Source organism: Aureimonas glaciei (assembly GCF_014643375.1).
GTDB lineage: Bacteria > Pseudomonadota > Alphaproteobacteria > Rhizobiales > Rhizobiaceae > Plantimonas > Plantimonas glaciei.
On the sequence record NZ_BMJJ01000003.1, the window covers coordinates 1 to 17746 of the forward strand.

Genomic DNA, 17746 nt, shown 5'->3' on the forward strand with positions numbered 1-17746 from the left:
AGGTCGACCCATCCGATGCTGGCCTCCCACCCAGCCAGCATCTTGAATCACAGAATCAAAGCTTAGGGAATCCGGACCGATTCAAGCTGACGCTGAACCGCTCTAATACGAATCTCGGTGTGGAAACCTTGGGTGACAGCATAGTCGTCACGACCCTCAATCGGGCCGAAAGGAAGTTGGACGGCACTGTTTGGCTCGTCCAACGATACCGAAAATGCGACGACCGAGTAGTGATAGCGAGTGTCATGGTGATGAGAACGCACGACGGCAATCTTATCAGTAACCGTCAGCGTTGGAACGGAGGCCCCACCGATGTCATCGAAGTCCGGAAGGCGCGACGGGGTTACCTGAAGTTCGTCCCGGACGGCATGGACTGGAGCGGACCCGACGTGCTGCGTAACCCGGATCCGGAATACAGGGATCTTACGGGAGCCACGTTCTCGCACATCTTGCGCGTCTACCCGGAAGGAACCGTGCTCCTCTCCTACGTCCAGGGGGCTACTGAAGTCGTCGTCATGGGGAAGCGGTTGTCCGACGGGCGGTGGCTGATCGCGCCGAAGGACGCAATGACGGACGCACATCGGAACGCCGAGGCCGAGATTATTAGCGATGGCATCTACACGAAGGACGAGGACTTCGAAGGGTTCTCTATGTGACCGTTGGCCATCGCATCCGCGCTCTTCGCCTCGCCGCCGGCCAGACGCTCGACGACGTCGCACGGGGCACCCGCATGCATGTCGCGCTGCTCAGGTGCCTGGAGGCGGGCCGGCCGGCGTCGATCGATCAGCTGAGGGCGATCGCCAGGCATTTCGGGGTGGCGGATATATCAGTCACGACCGGCGGCAGTGACTGACATAGCTGTCGGCGGCATTTCGACCCAAGGAATGCCGAACTTGCCCAGGGAAATCGAAGGATTTGGGTCGAAATCATTGGGCAATCCGATCCGCTGGCGACGAAGGTGCGACATCACAAGCGGTGGAAACAGCCGATATCGGCTTGATAGAAAGGCCGCTCCGGATAAGGTCGCGGCAGCAGTGTAGTAGAGTGATCCGTGGGGTCCGGAGTATCAAGATGCCCAAACCAACGGCTGTAGATCTCTTCTGCGGCGCCGGCGGACTGAGTGTCGGCCTCGCAGACGCAGGCTTCGAGACCGTCTTCGCCAGCGATATCGACGTCGCCAGCGGCATGACGTACCGCCGGAATCACCCGGAAGCAGAATTCCACGTCGGCGACGTCCATCAGCTCTCCGGCGATGCGATCATGAAGGCGACAGGCCTTGTTCGCGGCGAGCTGGATCTTCTGGCTGGCGGGCCGCCATGCCAAGGATTCTCGATCATTGGTGCCAGGTCGCTCGACGACCCGAGGAACGACCTGTTCCGGCAGTTCATCCGTATCGCTTCAGAACTGCGCCCCCGCTCGATCCTGATCGAGAACGTTCCCGGACTGATGACGTTCAAGAACGGCGACGCGATGCGCCAGATTTCGGAAGCGTTCGCGGAGGCCGGCTACAGCTGCAGCTTCGCGGAACTGCTCGCCGCTCAATACGGCGCTCCCCAGATGCGGTGGAGAATGGTGTTCGTAGGTTTCCGGAACGACTTGGGGATTCCGAGAGATCACGGCATCCCAGAGCCGACGCACGGACGCAGAGGCATCGGCGAGCTGATAGCCAACTGCAAGATCTCGGAGGAGGACCAGACCGGCTTCCTCCGTGCCATCGACGCAATCGGCGATCTGCCACCGGTCGCTTCGGGAGAAGAGAACCCGATCTACGTCGGTAAGCCGAAACGGCCGTATCAGGTTTGGGCGAGAGCCGGGGCGCCTGCGAAGCTGTCGAACCACTACGCGCCGCGACTTTCTCCCCAGAACCTGAAGCGGATCGGCAGTCTGAAAGCGGGGCAGGATTGGCGCGATCTTCCCTTCGATCTCCTTCCGGCGGGCATGCAGCAGGCGAAGAGGAAGGATCATACTCGGCGCTACAGCCGCATGACGTGGGACGGCGTGCCTCGCGCGATCATCACCCGCTTCCGGGACCCGAAGAGCGGCGAGTACAGCCATCCCGAACAGACAAGGACGATCAGTATCCGCGAGGCGGCGCGCATCCAGTCGTTCAGGGACTCGTTCGTTTTCGAAGGGTCGCTGTCCGAACAGTACGACCAGGTTGGAAACGCCGTACCGCCTCTGCTGGGCAAGGCGATCGGCCTCGAGATCGCGGCATGCCTTTCGGGTACGGCGACCTTCCGATTGAAGGATCCGTTCTCGCGCCGGAAAGGCCTCAGGCAGATACAGCTACCGTTCGAGATGCTTTAGACGCTACCTTCTCGAGGAAGCCGGCGCGCTGGTCGGCAGTGGCCCGGTGGTCGGACGACAGGGCCACCGTGTAGTTCTCCAGGGTGGTGCACACCGTCTGGACGTGACCGAAATTCAGGCGTCCGTCTGCATCGACCGAACCACTGTAGTCGAACGTCATGAAGACGATGTCCGGATTGTCGTCCGGCTCGACAGGCACGAACTTCACGCGGTTCTTCAGATACCGGAACGGCCTGTCCTGCATGACGACGTAGAGCTTGACGCCGATCGCCTTCAGATAGGTGCCCTTCGTCGCGACCTGCAGACCCAGCCTCTTGTAGATGTTCGCCATGTTGACACCGTAGGCGACGGTATCCCTACGGTTCTTGGTCGAAGCTTCTTCCGTGAAGTACGCCCGCCATTCATCCTGGCGACCGTCCTGCCAGGCTCGCCATGCCGGCCCCACGCCGCCACCGCGGATGTCTACCGCCTGGGTCTCGATTGCGATCGCGTCGTCGATACCTTCGGGGGAGCGGGTGAAGGCAACATAGTCGAACGAAGTCCTGGGATCGGTCAGCACCACCTCTGGGACAAGCTCGACGACCTTGTTCCCGAAATGGTGCGCGACAGCCTGAAGCAGGGGCGTTCCGTCGACCCTGTGATCACAGACGGCATAGGTGTGCCGGCGCCCGGCGTCGTCGGCCGCGGCATACGTCACGGAGCAGTAGCCGAACCCGTACTGTCGGTATTTCTCGCAGGTGTTTTCGGCGAATGGGCAGAGGTGCTCCGTCTGCGATCTGAGCGCCTCGGGAGTCGAGGATCCGACAGGAAATCCGAAGGCTTCGATGATTGGGAAAGGCTGAGCTTCTCGAGGTACAGTCTTGCTCAATGCCGTTCCGATCGATGGATGCTACACGGGGTAGTCCACTACCTTGACGAGAAGCCTTACCTCACGCTGACTTGTCCGGCTCCGGCGCCCCCGGCTTCGGCGGCGGCTCGTCCGACAGCGTTTTCGAGAACTCCCTCATCCTCATCCTGATGAGGTTCTCGGGAATCCCCAGGCGTTTGTAGTCCTCGACCAGGTCGTGAAGGTCGTCGAGCATCTCGCTGCACAGCGGCGCCAAGACCTGCATCTTTTCGATGACGGCCGGCGGATATGTGCTGCTGCCGTCGAGCCAGCGATCCGCGTTTCGACGAGATACACCGAGCCACGACACGAAGCGATCCGGGATCGGGGCTCCGAGTACTCGCAGGACGAGGGACTCGATCTCGGCGAGCGGGAGGATGTTTTCGCGGCGGGGGCGGTCTGTGGGGTCCATCGTGGGCTTCCTTCGCCGGGTTGGATCCAGAGTAGCATCGCGATTTACGGTTAATTAGCCATGAATCGCAGCGGGGGCATTCCGCAACACGGTTGCCCCCACAATGCCCCCGCGCTTTGCTAGGCGCTGTAGCTTGATATAGCGGCAGGAGCTGGAAGTACTGCGTAATAGGGCTTTGGATATGGTAGCGGGAGAGGGACTTGAACCCCCGACACGCGGATTATGATTCCCTAATCTTCCTTTGAAATCATTGGGCTTTTTCTCCAACGGAGGAGAAAACGACCCATGCGTTATCAATACGATACGCGCGTCTTCCCAACTGCCGATCCTCCCTTTGGTGAAATGAAAACGCCGCCCGGAAGCCAATCCGAGCGGCGCAATCTGCCATTGAAACAGTAGGGCCGAGGAACCCCAATGTCCGCGCATTTTAACCACAAATCAGATAACTCTGCAATGATCGACTGGAGCGATCCAGACACCCGGCTACTCGTCGGCGGCGACGAGGTCACCTTCCGTATCGCACAAGGCCAAGACTCCCTCGGTCGCGTCAAGAACAAGACATTCACACTGCCGGAACTGTCAAAGCGACTGACGACGCCGCATCATACTCCAGAACAGTTTGCCGACTTCCTCGCACTGGAGAAGCCGGACCAAGATCGCCTGAAGAATGCCACCGGGTTTTGGATGGGCGGGCATTGCAAGGCCGGCCGGCGAAACAGGGAGGGGATGTCGGAGCGCGATGTTCTGACCCTTGATGCGGACACCCTCACTCCAGCGCAGTTCGCCACGCTGAAGGACAGGAACGGGCCGCTGATGGATGTTTTGCACATCCTGCACACGACCCGGAAACACACGCCAGAAGCTCCGCGCGTCCGTATCGTCATCCCTCTTAAGCGCCCCGTCCAATCTGAGAAGTATGGTCCCCTCGGGAGGATCGTCGCCGAGATGATCGACCCGACAATGGACTCCATTGACGATGTCAGCTTCCGAACGACGCAGATGATGTTCTGGCCGACCGCGTCGGCCGATGCCGAGTTTGTCGGGGAATATCGTCCCGGTCCGATGCTCGATCCCGACGAGGTCTTCGCCAGCTTCAGGGCGTCGGGCCGCGACCCGACGAACCATGCCGATCTGCCGTTTTCGGCAAAGCAGGGCAAGAAACGCCAGTCCGCCGAGAAGGCTTCGGACCCTCGGGAGAAGGAAGGTATCGTTGGCGAGGTGTGCCGAGCGATGTCGATCGAGGAAGTATTCGCTGAGCACCTGTTCGACACCTATACGCCGGGCAAGGATGGCCGGTGGAGCTTCATCGGCGGATCGACGGCGAACGGGGTCGTTTTCTATGATGAGGTTTTCGCCTTTTCGCACCATTCGACGGACCCGCTCTCGGATCGGCTCGTAAACGCCTTCGAGGCTATCCGGCTCGTCAAATTCAGCTATTTGGACGCGGACACACCGGAGGACACGCCTCCGGGGGCGATGCCATCCTTTCATGCCATGGCCGACTTCGCGCGCTCGCTTCCTGCCGTACGTGCGATTCAGCGCGAGGAGATGTTCGAGGTCTTGCCGGACGACGAGGAGGACGTTCCCGGGGAAGTGCCGGCGGGGCTCCGCTTCTACAGTCCTGACGATTGTTTCGACATGCCGTCGCGCGGTTACGTCTGGAAAGGGATGCTTGCGCCGGGCGATCTCGCCTGCGTCTTCGGCGAGCCCGGAGCCGGCAAGTCACTTCTCGCACCACATATCGGATATGCCATTGCCCAAGGACGGCCGTGTTTCGGCAAGCGAACCAAACAGGGCGGCGTGTTCTATGTCGCCGCTGAGGACGAGCACGGAATGCGGGGACGTGTTGCCGCCTTGCGTAAGCGGCACGGCCCCGCCGACCAGTTCTTCGTCGTCGGCGGGCTGTCGAGTATTTTCGCCGCAGAGTCGCCTGACCTGACGGCACTGCGAAAGGCGGTCAAAGCTAGCCGGCCGGCCGTCATCATCATCGACACGCTGGCGATGGCCTTCCCCGGTCTGGAAGAGAACGAGGCCGCGCCGATGATGCGTGTCGTGGCGATCGGACGAAAGCTCACTGAGTTCGGTGCGGCTGTGATCTTCGTCCATCACCCCGCCAAGGGGGGAGAGACGCCAAGAGGCTTCGGCGGGTTCGATGGCGCGATGGATATGACGATGTTCTTGAAGCGCGACGACAAGCTCGTCAGAGGGCATCTAAAGAAAAACCGGAACGGGTCACCGGACGCCGACATCGCCTTCACCATCGGCACGATTGATCTTGGCGAAGATGAAGACGGGGACCCCCGCTCCATCGCCTATGCCAAGGAATTGCCGGCCGGCAGTGAGCCGAAGGAACAACGCTTGCCGCCAAGCGCGGGCGCGGCACTCACCGAGCTTGTCCGCCTCACGACGAACGAAGGCGTACCCCTGCCCAATGACGAGTTCGGCATTCCCGAGGATCGTTGGCGACAAGAGTGCATCGACGGACGGACGGTGTCCACGTCCGACACCGAAGACAGCCGTCGCCGTGCATTTGGACGGGCTGCCGGCGAGTTAGTCGCAAAGGGCCGCATCGGCTTCCTCGACGGCTGCTATTTCACCAAGAGCATTCACCCGCCGATGTTCGACCGATTGGATGATGAGCATGGGCTTGTTTGACCCGGACAACGTCGGACATGTCCGGACAGTCTCCGCAATGTCCTACACCGCAAAGCGTCGGCAGGCCGGACGGACACGGACAACACCCTTTAGGGGTTGTCCGTCTGTCCGGGCGACGATGCACACAACGATGACAGCCGATCGCCTTGTCAACGAACCGATGACAACGGGTCCCTCTCCCCGGGTGGCCGTCGCGGGGAGCGCTGAGCCCCAGTCTTTCACTCCCGCAAGGATTTTCAAAAATGCAGCGGTATGACGACCCGGATATTCGTAGGCTTGTAGGAGACGGGCCGGACGAACTGGTTTCGACAGACGAACTTGGCTCATGGTTAGGGATCGACGCGCGGCGCATCGGCGTGTTGGTCCGGGCTGGCGATATTCCGCAGGCGGCAAGGGGTCGCTTCCATCTGCGAGAGTCGGTCGCCGCCTATTGCCGTCGTCTTCGCGCTGGAGCCGGACGCGGCTCGACATCACCGGAATGGACCGCCGCGAAAACCCGTGCTGCCGAAGCTGGAGCCGAGAAGGCCGAACTTGCCAATGCCGTCGCACGCCGTGACCTTCTCCCCGCCGCCGAGGTCGCCGCGCAATGGTCGGGTATCGCCCATGACGTTCGCGCCGCGCTCCTCGCCGTGCCGTCGCGGCTTGCCGGCCTCGATCCCGAAGCCGTCCGCCGGGTCGACTCTGAAATCCGTGCCGCGCTGGAGGGCCTTTCCGATGAGTGAGGCTTTCGCCGTCCTTCGCCGCGACACCTTCCGCGCCTTCCGACCGCCGGCCAAGATCGCCCTGTCGAAGTGGTGCGAAGAGTCGATCGTCCTGCCGTCGTCGCTGTCGTCGCAGCCGGGCCGAATGCGCCTCTGGCCTCATCAGCGGGCCATCGCCGACTCGATCGGCGATCCGACCGTAGAACGGGTGTCGGTGCTGAAGAGCGTCCGTGTCGGCTATTCCCAGCTTCTTGTCGCGGCCATCGGCCACTACGTCACGAACGATCCGAGCCCCGTCCTTGTGGTCCTGCCGGCCGACGCCGACTGTCGGACGTTCATGACCGGTTCAATCGAGCCGACCTTCGCGGAGTCGCCGTCCTTGCGGGCCGCACTCGCAGCCAACGGCGACCGGAACGTGATGCTGGAGAAGCGCTTTCCCGGCGGCAGCCTGAAGCTCGTGTCAGCGAGAGCGCCGCGCAACCTTCGCGGCCACACCGCCCGCATTCTGTTCCTAGATGAGGTGGACGCTTTCGAGCACGACGCGCGCGGCGAAGGTGATCCTGTGGTCCTCGCCGAGCGTCGGACGCTGTCCTATGCCGATCGGAAAATCGTCATGGGCTCGACACCCGTCGATGAACTGACATCGCCGATCGTGCGCGCCTATGACGCCAGCGACCGGCGCGTCTACGAATGCCCGTGCCCGTGCTGCGGCACGTTCACCGAGCTGAAATGGTCGATGATCGAGTGGCCGGCCGATCGGCCTGACGAGGCCGCCTATCGGTGTCCCGATTGCGAGGAGCTTGTCGGCGAGGATCGCAAGCCGTGGATGATCGAGCATGGCCGCTGGCGTGCGACCGCGCCGCATGTCGTCGGTCATCACGGTTACCGCATGAATGCGCTCATCTCGCTTCTGTCGAACGCACGATGGGGGCGGCTCGCCGCCGAGTTCCTTGTCGCCAAGCGTAGTCCCGAGACGCTGAAGGCGTTCACGACGACCTTGCTTGCCGAGCCGTGGCGCGATGCCGGCGAGGAGCTGGACGAAACCGCACTCGCCGCACGCGCCGAGCCGATCGGCCTCGACCGCATTCCGGCCGAAGTGTTGGTCCTGTCGTGCGGCTGCGATGTCCAAGATGACCGGATCGAGCTTTCGACGGTCGGATGGACGGCTGATGGCGCCGCGCTGATCCTCGCGCATGATGTCGTTTGGGGAAGCCCTCGGCAGGGTGATACCTGGAGGGAAGTGGACGACCTTCTGAAGCGCACCTTCATCCATGTGAATGGCGGCTTGCTGCGGATCGACTCCGCGATCGTGGACTCCGGCTCGGGAGGTCACACAGATGCCGTCTATGCCTTCTGCAAACCGCGAACGGGCCGCCGCGTGTTCGCCGGCAAGGGCGTTCCGGGCTTCTCTCGAAAGGCGGTAGAGGTCTCGAAAGCCCGCGACATCCGTCTGATGCTCGTCGGCGTAGACGCCGTGAAGTCGGAACTCATGACACGGCTGCAATCTGGCCGGACGATCCGCTTCTCGCATAGCCTCTCGCCATCATGGTTTGAACAGCTCACGGGCGAGCGCAGGATCGTGCGCTACTCGCGGGGGCAGCCTGTCCGCGCATTCGAGCGCATCTCCGGCCGGCGGGTCGAAGCGCTCGATTGCGTGGTCTACGCCTTCGCAGCGCGGCGGCTCGTGTTGCTGGATATGGGAAGGCGAGCCGAGGAAGTGGCGACATCCGCCATGCCGACCGCAAGGCCGGCTGTGACGCGTTCGAAGTGGCTGGAGGGGCGATGATGTCGCAAATACAGCCTTACCGCTGACGGCCTTAAAGGAATTTATCTGCTATTTTTCGCCCACCTCTTCTCCGAACGAAAGGACATATTTTTTTGTAAAGACATATGGGTTGGAGACATACTTAGCAGCGACCTCAGTAGGATCGTCTACCCACGAATGGTGTGACCAGCTCCATTTTTTTGTGCCCTCATATTCATTGAAGGTTCCCCAGCCTGAGCGAAGTTCCTTTGAATTACACGTTAGTATCAGACATTCTGTCAACCGGGGAAGGAACACAATTTCTGAATAAACTCGGCTTAGCGCCATAAATTTTGGCTCGAAATATATGCCAACATGCACAGATTCTAATTTGCAATGATTATAAATACTGTATGTCTCATCATATTCATCAGGAGTTCCAAATATAGAAATCGTGTTGATTCCGAAGTTACCAAAAGGCTGACGGCGCTTTATTTTCTGAACATCACTCTCAACAAACGAATCTGAGCCACCGCGGCGGTCAATTAGGCTTATAATCGATTTCTTATTTTGAACATTGTCGAAATCATCGTATTTCACTGTGCGAACATCGAAAAAATCCGACACCTCTGGAGTATCGCTTGAGTTTTTTAACGTTGAAGCAAATATGCGATCAATGAAATTCTGAGCGTTTTCCTTGCTCGGAACTCGCGCCTCAATTCCCTGGATGGCGGCTTTTGCCAAAGCAAACGGCGACATTAGGGGTAAGGCGACTTCCTGCGTGCTACTACCTTCAGCTGGCGTAAAATACACTATTCGAAAGTCATCGAGACGGCCGGCGTCGTCGCAAAACTTTTCCTGCGAGGTCCCTTGGTGTATGAAATGCGGTGTTTGACTGTTGTGTCCCAGGAACGCATCGCGTAAGGCGCTCTCGACATCCGAGTAATAGACTGGACCTTGCTTTTTTTGCAGGCAAGCTTTTATGAATTCATCCGTAAAAAGGCTTAATTGGTCTCCTGCCAGCGAGTATTGGCTTTCTATGCAAGACGAATACTGGATAAAATTCGAAAATCCCGATTTTAAGGTCCGAGTAAGTGGTGAGTTGTCACTCTTTATGAGGTTTCTACCAGCTTCACACGCGTCTATTACGATTACAGATGTTTCAGACTTGAAATTCCTGATTAAATCTAATGCGTCGTTCCGAGAAAATCCGGTAGTGTTCGGAGAGGATTCCTTGAAATGCTCAAAGCACATATAGAAATCGTCTTCGTTTGACAGCCCATGGCCTGTAAAGTAGAAGAATACTTCGTCAAAGCCACCCTCTGCAGTCGACAGACCCCGAATCTCATCCTTAACAAGTGAAATCGGCTCGTCTATGAACTCGAAAATTTGACTGAACTTCTTCGTTTCCGAAATAAGGCGCCGTGTTTGCTCGACGTCATTTCTACAGCAATCTAATGTAGACAATTCACTGTATTTCGAATTACCGATCAAAAATGCAATGCTTTGCCCCATATATTCCTCGGCTCTTAGACGGCAATCGGATTTCCGATCGCCGTCCAGTGTAGCTTCCCACCGAAGCGTTGGCTAGGTGACGCAGGCGTTGATCAGGCGCAGGGTATGGATGCCTGTATTCGACATATCCGACTGACTATGTCGGCAGATTTCACAGGTCTTTGCTACCAGTTTGATTGGTGCCAGTCGCGGACCTGAGCATCATGAAGCTTTCCGCCGCTTGTAAAGGCCAACACATCATCGGGTGCTGGCAGCCCCTTTTTCGCCATCATGCAAAGGATCGCGATCTTGATCAACGCAAGGGGATAACCTCGCCTTCGGCCATCGGCAAGAAGATACTCGGCGAATTCTCGCGCGTCGGCCAACCGGCCAAGATTTTGGTCGAGCATATCTATTCCTATTGTGAGGAGGGTGCACGGCGGCGGTGAACCTGGAGAAACCCGCCGCCGTGTTTCGCTAAACGGCCGTCGATGGAACGAGACGCCGCCTACTATCGGCGAGGCTACGACGACCCCCCGACAATCCAACCTCACAAAAATTGAGTTGCGCGTCAACTCATTTTGCGGCAATGTTGGGCTTCATCTTGGAGAGCCCCATGGAACCCGCATTCAAACTTCGTCAAGTATCCGACCTCTTTTGCGACCTCGATGGCATCGCCGTGCCTGAAGATCGCAATCGACGGTATAGCCAAATGCGACTTCTCGCTCAGAGCGGCCTTATCACCCCGCTGAACAACGACATCTCTCGCGGGAAGGTCGCGTATTATTCGCGGGAGGAAGTCGCGAAAGCTCGGCTTCTTCTGCAGCTGTACGAGATTACCTCCACCACACGCACATTGCGCGACCTCGAATTCGCATTCTTCGGGCTGGATATCGGGATGCGCCCCCGGCCAGACTGGAATGGAGCGGAACTCGCACGTCATCTTAAAGTCGTTCTGGAGAAGATCGCAGCGGGGGAAGAGTGGGTATTCGACGTCACCCTCAAGGCCGACGCGTCGGGCCGGCTCGTGAGTGCAAGCTACTTCCGGCTTGCGCAAGAACCGCGTGTTCGCGACACCCATCGAGCTGATATCGTGGCATTCGAAGCTGCTCAGGGCCAGCGCTTGCTCGCGCAGATCGAGCTTCCGGCCACAGATCTCTTGAAGCCCCTTCTCGACAAGATCGCGGGCTGACTCCCTTGGCCGGCTTCGCCCAAACCCTCCTCAACCGTCTCCGAGGGAAGCCGACGCACGTCCGCCGGCTGGACGCGGCAGGCGGCGGCCGGCGTGCAGTCGGCATGGCGAGCTTCGGGAACATCAACGCCGAGATGAGCGCAGCTGGTATGGTGGCACAACGGGCCGCCCATCAATATGCCAACGAGCCCAATGTCGCGAACGGCGTCAACAACAAGGTCGTCGCCACCATCGGCACCGGGCCGCGCGCCACGCCGAAGCATCCCGATAAGGCCATTCGCGACCAGCTCACGGCCGACTTCGACCGGTGGTCTGAAGACTGCGACGCGGAAGGCCGGACGAACTTGGCGGGCATCCTCACGACCGCAGTGCGCGAGCAGCAGGTGGCAGGCGAAGCCTTTATCCTGATCGAGGACGAAGGCTTAAGGGTGCTGCCGGCCGATCAATGCGACCGTTCCATGACGCGCAACTTGGACAACGGCGAGACGGACGTTCAGGGCGTCCGCTTCGACGCGGCCGGTGGCCGTCTCGGCTACTCAATTCATCCGACCAAAGACCAGTTCGGCGCATGGGCTGCCCCGGTCTTCGTCCCTGCCGACCAAGTGCTTCACCTCGCAGAAACGATCGCACCCGGTCAGGTTCGTGGCTTGTCCGCGCTCGCATCCATCGTCCTCTCGGCCGGCGAGTTCGCCAAGCTGAAGGACGCCCTTCTGATGCAGGCCAGCGTGGCCGCCATGTTCGCCGGCTTCATCACCGACGAGAACGACATTTCCGGCGGTGATGACCCGTGGATCGGAGAGGAGCATCCGTCGCTGGAGCCCGGCACGCTGGTCCGACTTCGCGGCGGGCAAAAGGTTGTCTTCGCCAATCCGCAGGCGGCCAACGACACCGGCACCTTCATGAAGGCCAATCTTCATGCGTTGGCATCCGGCCTCGGCGTCCCGACGCACCTCCTCGACAACGACCTCTCCGGCGCGAACTACAGCTCATTGCGGGCGGGCTTGATCCCCTTCCGAGCGCGGATCGAAGCGTACCAGTATTCGGTGCTGGTCCCGCAGGTGCTTCGGCCGATCTGGCAGCACTTCGTCCGTTTGCAGGTGCTCAATGGCAACCTCGCGCCCGAAGAGTTCGCCCCCGCGTGCGCCGTCGAATGGATCATGCCGCGTCACGCGCAAGTCGATCCGGCCAAGGATGTCGAAGCCGTGCGCGAGATGATCGCGGCCGGGCTGATGTCGCGCCGGCAGGCCGTTGCCGAGCTTGGCTGGTCCGTCGAAGACCTCGACACCGAGATCGCCGCCGACCGCGAACGGGAAGCCGGGCTCGGACTCAGCTTTTCCGCACCGGAGGTCAAATGACCGAACTGCTTCACCGCGACATGCCCGTTCACGGTCCGTTCGAGGCAATGACGATTCAAGCCGTCGTCGCCACGGACCATCCCGTCGCGCGTACCGACGCACGGGGATCGTTTGACGAAGTGCTGGACCCGGCCGGTCTTCGCCTGACGGACGACATGGACGTCCCGCTTCTGGATTCCCACGATCGAAGGCGCGTTTCGGCGACGATCGGCCGGGCTTCCCGCTTCTCGCGAGACGGAAGCGCCATCGTTGCAAGCCTCCGTTTTTCCACCGCTCCTGACGTTGCTGGCATCGTCCACCGTGTTCAAGACGGCACCCTTTTTAGCTTCAGCGCCGGCTATCGCGTCGCGCGTTGGGCCGAGTCCAGCGTCAACGGCCGACGCACCCGGACTGCCTTGGATTGGCAGATTGAAGAGGTGTCGATCGTCGCGATCGGTGCCGATCCGAAAGCAAAAAGAAGGAGTAGCGACGTGGACGAACTCGATACCATCGACACGATGCCCGAAGCCGACCAGCATCAAATCCGCACGCTCGCCGCTGCGGTGGGGATGACGCGCGGATGGGCAGAGGACGCGATCGACGAAGGCCTGACGATCGAAGAAGCCCGGGACCGTGCCCGTGAGGCCATCAGCCCACGCCCTTTGCGCATCCGAGCTCATGCTGGGCCGTCGCAGGATGATCCGGCCGCGATCCGGGTTCGTATGGAAGAGGCGCTGTACTGCCGGACTTCCGGCGACACACCGTCTGACGCGGCACGCGGCTACATGGACACGTCTCTGATCGATATGGGACGGTCGATGCTGGAGGCTCGTGGCACGACGACGCGCAACATGGACCGCGATACCATCATCCGGTCCGCGCATACCACGGGCGACTTCCCGCTGCTTCTGACGGGCGTAGGCAACCGCACTGTGATGGCGGCATACGAGACCGCTTCTAGCCCGCTGCGCACGACCCTGTCTCGTCGCACGACCATGGTAGACTTTCGCACCGGCACACGTCTGAAGGTGTCTGGCATCGGCGCTTTGGAGAAAGTCGCCGAGAACGGCGAAATCCGTAGCGCCACGCGCGGCGAGGCGGCCGAGTCCTTCAAGCTCGACACCCATGCGTCCATCTTCTCGTTGACGCGTCAGGCGTTCATCAACGACGACCTCGGCGTCTTCCGCGATTGGAATGTCTTGGCGGGACGCGCCGCAGCTGAGACGGAAGCGAACCTCCTCGTTGCACTCCTCGCGTCGAACCCTGTCATGGGCGAGGATGGCAAGCGGCTCTTCAGCGCCGATCACGGCAACCTTGGCGCGGCGGCGGCGCTCGACCTTGGCGCGCTTGCCGATGCTCGTCTGGCGATGCGGAAGACAAAGGGCCTCGACCGGAAGACACCGATCGGCGTTACCCCGGCCTTCCTTCTCGTCGGTCCCGAGAACGAATTTGCCGCCGAACAGGTGTTGGCCGAAATCAACCCGGCCACGGTCGGCGACGCGAACCCGTTCACCCGGCGGCTTCAGTTGCTTGTCGAGCCCCGGATCACGGGCAAGGAATGGTACGTGATGGCCTCGCCGGCATCCTACCCCGTGCTGGAACACGCCTACCTGTCGAGCGCTCCCGGGCCGCAGATGTCCAGCCGTGATGGATGGGACGTGCTGGCAACCGAGTTCCGCGTTGTCCTCGACTTCGGTGCGGGCGTCGTGGACTGGCGTGGCGCGTACAAGAACCCCGGCCTCTGACGATGGCGAGCCTGCCTGACCTCATCAAATGGAGAGACGAGCTTTTTCAGGCTCGGCTCTCTGCCGTCCGCGAAGTCCGCGACTCGAGCGGCGAGACAGTCCGCTTCGGCTCCGACCGCGAAATGGCGAACGCAATCGCCGCAGCAGACCGGGCGATAGCCGAGGGGCAGGCGGGACGGGCGTCTCGGATCATCCGCTTTTCAACCTCAAAAGGAATCTAACATGAAGAACTTCAAACAGCACGGCGTGAATCTGACGGTAGACGCGCCCTATTCCGTCGTCAGTGGCGGGGGCGTCCTCGTCGGAACGAAGCTCTTCGGCGTTGCCTCTGATGGTGCTGCCGAGGGCGAAACCGTCGTCATCGTGACCGAGGGCGTGTTCGCCGTGGTGAAGCCACTCACCGATGTCTTCGCGATCGGCTCGCCGGTCTACTGGAACAACGCGACCAAGGTGTTCACCGCCACGGCGACCGGCAACGCCTATGTCGGCGTGGCCTATACCGCCGCCCCGAATCCGAGCGACACTGTCGAAGTGCGCTTGAACGGCTTCATCGCCTGAGGATCTGGCTGTGGCGCGCTCCCCAAGTAATTTTAGGCAGGCCGATATGGTGAGGGCGATAAAGGCCGCCCTCGCATTGGGCTTGTCTATTCGACGGACGGAGATTGCGCCTGACGGTCGGATCATCATCGTGCATGATGAAGGGCAGGTCGAAGAGCGCCAAAACGCTTTGGACATTTGGAAGGCCAAACGCGATGCGCGTTAGACTCAAGGGGATCAACTCTATCCGCAAAAAACTCGCGGATGGGACCGGCATTACATACTGGTATGCTTGGAAAGGGGGGCCGCGTCTCCCGGGTAAGCCCGGCTCGCCTGAGTTCGTCGTTGCATATAACGAAGCCGTAGCGAAGAAACTGCGCTTGCCCGAGGGCACATTGCTATCGATCATTCATGACTATCAGGCGACCACAAACTTTGCCGATCTCGCCGTTCGCACACGGTCCGACTACGTCCGCCACATCAAACGGATCGAAAAGGATTTCGGCGACTTTCCGCTTTCGGCCCTGACCGATGTCAGGACGCGCGGCGTATTCTTGGCATGGCGCGACAGCCTTGCCGCGACTTCACGCCGTCAGGCGGACTATACCTATTCGGTCCTCGCGCTCATGCTCGCATGGGCCGTGGATCGGGGCAAAATCGCCGCGAACCCCTGCCAGCGTCCGGGCAAGACGTATCGGTCGAAGCGGATCGACAGCATCTGGTCCGCTGCCGACGAGGCTGCCTTCATGGCAAAGGCGCCTGATCATCTTCGCCTTGCCTTCATGCTTGCCCTTTGGACCGGCCAGCGACAAGGCGATCTGTTGAAGCTTCCGTGGTCCGCTTATACCGGCGGGGCCATCCGACTGAAGCAGAGCAAGACTGGTGTCGCGGTAACCATTCCGGTCGGTGCACCCCTGAAACTCATCCTCGACCAAACGCAAAAACGGGCCATTACTATTCTCGCGACCGAGGCGGGGACATCATGGACGGAGTCCGGTTTCCGCGCCTCGTGGCGTACGGCGTGCAAACGAGCGGGCGTTTCAGGTGTCACATTTCACGATTTGCGTGGAACGGCAGTGACGCGCCTCGCCGTCGCTCAATGTAGCGTCCCTGAAATCGCGACGATTACCGGACACAGCACAAAGGACGTCTCAGCGATATTGGATTCGGTCTATCTCAGCCGCGATCCCGCACTTGGAATCTCAGCAATCCGTAAGCGAGAAGAGCACGAAGCTGGAACAAAGAATCCCAACTAGGCTCCCAACTGACGTCTGAGAGTTCAGAGAAAATCAGAAATAGCTCAATGAAAACAATGGTAGCGGGAGAGGGACTTGAACCCCCGACACGCGGATTATGATTCCGCTGCTCTAACCAACTGAGCTACCCCGCCCCGTGACGGCAAATCAATCCGTCGAAGCCCGGCGGATATAGAAGTCGGCGGATGGGGCTGTCAAGCCGGTTGGGGATGGGATCGGCAAGGTCGGGTGAGTTGGCATCCCGGGGAGGCAGGCGGTCGGACGTCTGGACCGGCGCGGCGCTGTTGCCGGGGTGTCACGGCCGCGGGGAAGAATGCGATTTCGGCGGGCCGCCGAGGGTCGCCGGCTTGCGAGGAGGGCCGTCGGTGGCAGATGGTGGCGGCATGCGCCGCGCCGGCGTCTGACCTTTTGCCGACACGCGGCCGATGCGCCGTCTGGCCGATCCTGACGGCGGCTGAGGGGGTTGCACCAGCGCCGGCCCAAAATCCGAGGATTGCCGTGAACCGATCTGCCCCGAAGCGCCGACTGTCCGCGGCCGCGATCCTCTGCCTGACCGCTCTCCTCGCGCCGGGGGCGGCCGGTGCGGCACCGCTGCTGCTCGTCGATGCCGAGACCGGTGCGGTGCTCTATGAGCAGGACGCCAGCCAGTCCTGGCATCCGGCCTCGCTGACCAAGCTGATGACGGCGCATCTGGCGCTCCGGGCCGTGGCGGCGGGGCGCGCGAGCTTCTCGACGCCCGTGGTGATGACGGCGCATGCCGCGGCGCAGCCGCCGTCCAAGCTCGGCCTGCCCGTCGGCGACACGTTGACGCTCGGCGACGCGCTGCGCGTCATGCTGGTGCGCTCGACCAACGACGTCGCCGTCGCCATCGCCGAGACGCTCGGCGGCGGCTCGGAGGCGGTGTTCGTCCAGGCGATGAACGCGGAAGCCGTGCGCCTCAACATGGACGCCACCTATTTCGTCAATGCCAACGGCCTGCACGACGAGCGCCAGGTCACCACCGCGCGCGACATGGCTCTGCTCGGCATGGCGATCCGGAAGGCGCATCCCCGCCATCTCGATCTGTTCGCCACGCCCAGCGTCACCGTCTCCGGCCGGAAGATGAAGAACACCAATCCGCTGATGGGAAAATATCCCGGCATCGACGGCATGAAGACCGGCTATGTCTGCGCTTCCGGCTTCAACCTGGTCGCCACCGCCCATCGCGGCGGTCGCGAGCTGATGGCCGTGGTGCTCGGCGCGCCCTCGGGTAAGGCGCGCGGCGAGAACGCCGCGGCGCTCTTGGAGAGCGGCTTCTCCGGCGCCTCGCGCGCCTCCGGCGACCTGAAGGCGCTGTTCCGGCCGTTCCCGGTGCGGGCGATGGATCTCAGGAAATTCGCCTGCGGCAAGAGCCTCGGCTGACAGGCTCGCCATCGCCGCGCCAGGGGAGGTCGGACTTTCGGCGACGCGAGCGGGCGCCCTTGTCGGCCCCGCGCGTCCGCCG

At 61.0% G+C, this 17746-nt stretch carries 17 protein-coding genes and 1 tRNA gene; 14 read left to right on the top strand and 4 right to left on the bottom strand.

The annotated features are described in order from the left end of the window. The 3 genes from IEX88_RS26640 to IEX88_RS06785 all read left to right on the top strand — a co-directional run. Nucleotides 1-656 (top strand): hypothetical protein (locus IEX88_RS26640; protein WP_210319245.1); only part of this gene is annotated, 656 nt, incomplete at its 5' end. Beyond that, nucleotides 653-853 (top strand): helix-turn-helix domain-containing protein, encoded by a 201-nt coding sequence (locus tag IEX88_RS06780; protein ID WP_188849848.1) that lies wholly within the window; start codon nucleotides 653-655, stop codon nucleotides 851-853. The genes IEX88_RS26640 and IEX88_RS06780, both read left to right, overlap by 4 nt. A 218-nt stretch (nucleotides 854-1071) precedes the next feature. After that, nucleotides 1072-2307: a DNA cytosine methyltransferase gene (locus tag IEX88_RS06785; RefSeq protein ID WP_188849849.1), complete on the top strand. Its 1236-nt coding sequence runs from the start codon at nucleotides 1072-1074 to the stop codon at nucleotides 2305-2307. Here IEX88_RS06785 and IEX88_RS06790 read toward each other — a convergent pair. Further along, entirely contained in the window at nucleotides 2273-3175 is a 903-nt protein-coding gene (locus IEX88_RS06790) for a NotI family restriction endonuclease (protein ID WP_188849850.1), read from the bottom strand. The genes IEX88_RS06785 and IEX88_RS06790 overlap by 35 nt on opposite strands. Before the next feature lie 61 nt (nucleotides 3176-3236). Further along, nucleotides 3237-3605: a hypothetical protein gene (locus tag IEX88_RS06795; RefSeq protein ID WP_188849851.1), complete on the bottom strand. Its 369-nt coding sequence runs from the start codon at nucleotides 3603-3605 to the stop codon at nucleotides 3237-3239. A 414-nt stretch (nucleotides 3606-4019) separates the two neighbouring features. Here IEX88_RS06795 and IEX88_RS06800 point away from each other — a divergent pair, with 414 nt between their 5' ends. From IEX88_RS06800 to IEX88_RS06810, 3 genes are all read left to right on the top strand, one after another. Beyond that, nucleotides 4020-6260 carry an AAA family ATPase gene (locus IEX88_RS06800; RefSeq protein WP_188849852.1) on the top strand — a complete coding sequence of 747 codons (2241 nt, stop codon included), beginning with the start codon at nucleotides 4020-4022 and terminating at the stop codon, nucleotides 6258-6260. A 242-nt stretch (nucleotides 6261-6502) separates the two neighbouring features. Then, on the top strand, nucleotides 6503-6982 hold the full coding sequence (locus IEX88_RS06805; protein WP_188849853.1) for a hypothetical protein: 480 nt from the start codon (nucleotides 6503-6505) through the stop codon (nucleotides 6980-6982). Next, on the top strand, nucleotides 6864-8747 hold the full coding sequence (locus tag IEX88_RS06810) for a phage terminase large subunit family protein (RefSeq protein WP_244639919.1): 1884 nt from the start codon (nucleotides 6864-6866) through the stop codon (nucleotides 8745-8747). Before IEX88_RS06805 ends, IEX88_RS06810 begins: the two co-directional genes overlap by 119 nt. Before the next feature lie 48 nt (nucleotides 8748-8795). Here the strand turns inward: IEX88_RS06810 and IEX88_RS06815 are convergent, their stop codons facing one another. After that, nucleotides 8796-10220, bottom strand: a complete 1425-nt coding sequence (locus IEX88_RS06815; RefSeq protein ID WP_188849854.1) for a caspase family protein — start codon at nucleotides 10218-10220, stop codon at nucleotides 8796-8798. Nucleotides 10221-10423: 203 nt separating this feature from the next. On the opposite strand from IEX88_RS06815, the gene IEX88_RS06820 reads away from it, so the two are divergent. The 7 genes from IEX88_RS06820 to IEX88_RS06845 all read left to right on the top strand — a co-directional run bounded on the left by IEX88_RS06820 (nucleotide 10424) and on the right by IEX88_RS06845 (nucleotide 16263). Next, nucleotides 10424-10648: a hypothetical protein gene (locus IEX88_RS06820; RefSeq protein ID WP_188849855.1), complete on the top strand. Its 225-nt coding sequence runs from the start codon at nucleotides 10424-10426 to the stop codon at nucleotides 10646-10648. Between the two features lie 167 nt (nucleotides 10649-10815). After that, complete coding sequence (locus IEX88_RS06825; RefSeq protein ID WP_188849856.1) at nucleotides 10816-11391, top strand: hypothetical protein; 576 nt, start codon at nucleotides 10816-10818, stop codon at nucleotides 11389-11391. Nucleotides 11392-11396: 5 nt separating this feature from the next. Next, entirely contained in the window at nucleotides 11397-12746 is a 1350-nt protein-coding gene (locus IEX88_RS06830; RefSeq protein ID WP_210319246.1) for a phage portal protein, read from the top strand. After that, nucleotides 12743-14470, top strand: a complete 1728-nt coding sequence (locus IEX88_RS06835) for a prohead protease/major capsid protein fusion protein (protein ID WP_244639922.1) — start codon at nucleotides 12743-12745, stop codon at nucleotides 14468-14470. The genes IEX88_RS06830 and IEX88_RS06835 overlap by 4 nt, the downstream gene beginning before the upstream one ends. 2 nt (nucleotides 14471-14472) lie before the next feature. Then, entirely contained in the window at nucleotides 14473-14691 is a 219-nt protein-coding gene (locus IEX88_RS27250; protein ID WP_373289557.1) for a phage head-tail joining protein, read from the top strand. Between the two features lies 1 nt (nucleotide 14692). Next, entirely contained in the window at nucleotides 14693-15028 is a 336-nt protein-coding gene (locus IEX88_RS06840; RefSeq protein WP_188849857.1) for a DUF2190 family protein, read from the top strand. A gap of 194 nt (nucleotides 15029-15222) precedes the next feature. Beyond that, on the top strand, nucleotides 15223-16263 hold the full coding sequence (locus IEX88_RS06845) for a tyrosine-type recombinase/integrase (protein WP_188849858.1): 1041 nt from the start codon (nucleotides 15223-15225) through the stop codon (nucleotides 16261-16263). 57 nt (nucleotides 16264-16320) lie between these two features. Here IEX88_RS06845 and IEX88_RS06850 read toward each other — a convergent pair. Further along, a tRNA-Met gene (locus IEX88_RS06850) sits at nucleotides 16321-16397 on the bottom strand. 364 nt (nucleotides 16398-16761) lie between these two features. On the opposite strand from IEX88_RS06850, the gene IEX88_RS06855 reads away from it, so the two are divergent. After that, on the top strand, nucleotides 16762-17664 hold the full coding sequence (locus IEX88_RS06855; protein WP_188849859.1) for a D-alanyl-D-alanine carboxypeptidase family protein: 903 nt from the start codon (nucleotides 16762-16764) through the stop codon (nucleotides 17662-17664). Nucleotides 17665-17746 lie beyond the last annotated feature (82 nt).

What these genes read in the sequence shown, in the direction of transcription:
- IEX88_RS06785 (WP_188849849.1), top strand. Translation starts at nt 1,072, where the DNA reads ATGCCCAAACCAACGGCTGTAGATCTCTTCTGCGGCGCCGGCGGACTG.
- IEX88_RS06795 (WP_188849851.1), bottom strand. Translation starts at nt 3,605, where the DNA reads ATGGACCCCACAGACCGCCCCCGCCGCGAAAACATCCTCCCGCTCGCC.
- IEX88_RS06800 (WP_188849852.1), top strand. Translation starts at nt 4,020, where the DNA reads ATGTCCGCGCATTTTAACCACAAATCAGATAACTCTGCAATGATCGAC.
- IEX88_RS06805 (WP_188849853.1), top strand. Translation starts at nt 6,503, where the DNA reads ATGCAGCGGTATGACGACCCGGATATTCGTAGGCTTGTAGGAGACGGG.
- IEX88_RS06810 (WP_244639919.1), top strand. Translation starts at nt 6,864, where the DNA reads ATGACGTTCGCGCCGCGCTCCTCGCCGTGCCGTCGCGGCTTGCCGGCC.
- IEX88_RS06815 (WP_188849854.1), bottom strand. Translation starts at nt 10,220, where the DNA reads ATGGGGCAAAGCATTGCATTTTTGATCGGTAATTCGAAATACAGTGAA.
- IEX88_RS06820 (WP_188849855.1), top strand. Translation starts at nt 10,424, where the DNA reads ATGAAGCTTTCCGCCGCTTGTAAAGGCCAACACATCATCGGGTGCTGG.
- IEX88_RS06825 (WP_188849856.1), top strand. Translation starts at nt 10,816, where the DNA reads ATGGAACCCGCATTCAAACTTCGTCAAGTATCCGACCTCTTTTGCGAC.
- IEX88_RS06835 (WP_244639922.1), top strand. Translation starts at nt 12,743, where the DNA reads ATGACCGAACTGCTTCACCGCGACATGCCCGTTCACGGTCCGTTCGAG.
- IEX88_RS27250 (WP_373289557.1), top strand. Translation starts at nt 14,473, where the DNA reads ATGGCGAGCCTGCCTGACCTCATCAAATGGAGAGACGAGCTTTTTCAG.
- IEX88_RS06840 (WP_188849857.1), top strand. Translation starts at nt 14,693, where the DNA reads ATGAAGAACTTCAAACAGCACGGCGTGAATCTGACGGTAGACGCGCCC.
- IEX88_RS06845 (WP_188849858.1), top strand. Translation starts at nt 15,223, where the DNA reads ATGCGCGTTAGACTCAAGGGGATCAACTCTATCCGCAAAAAACTCGCG.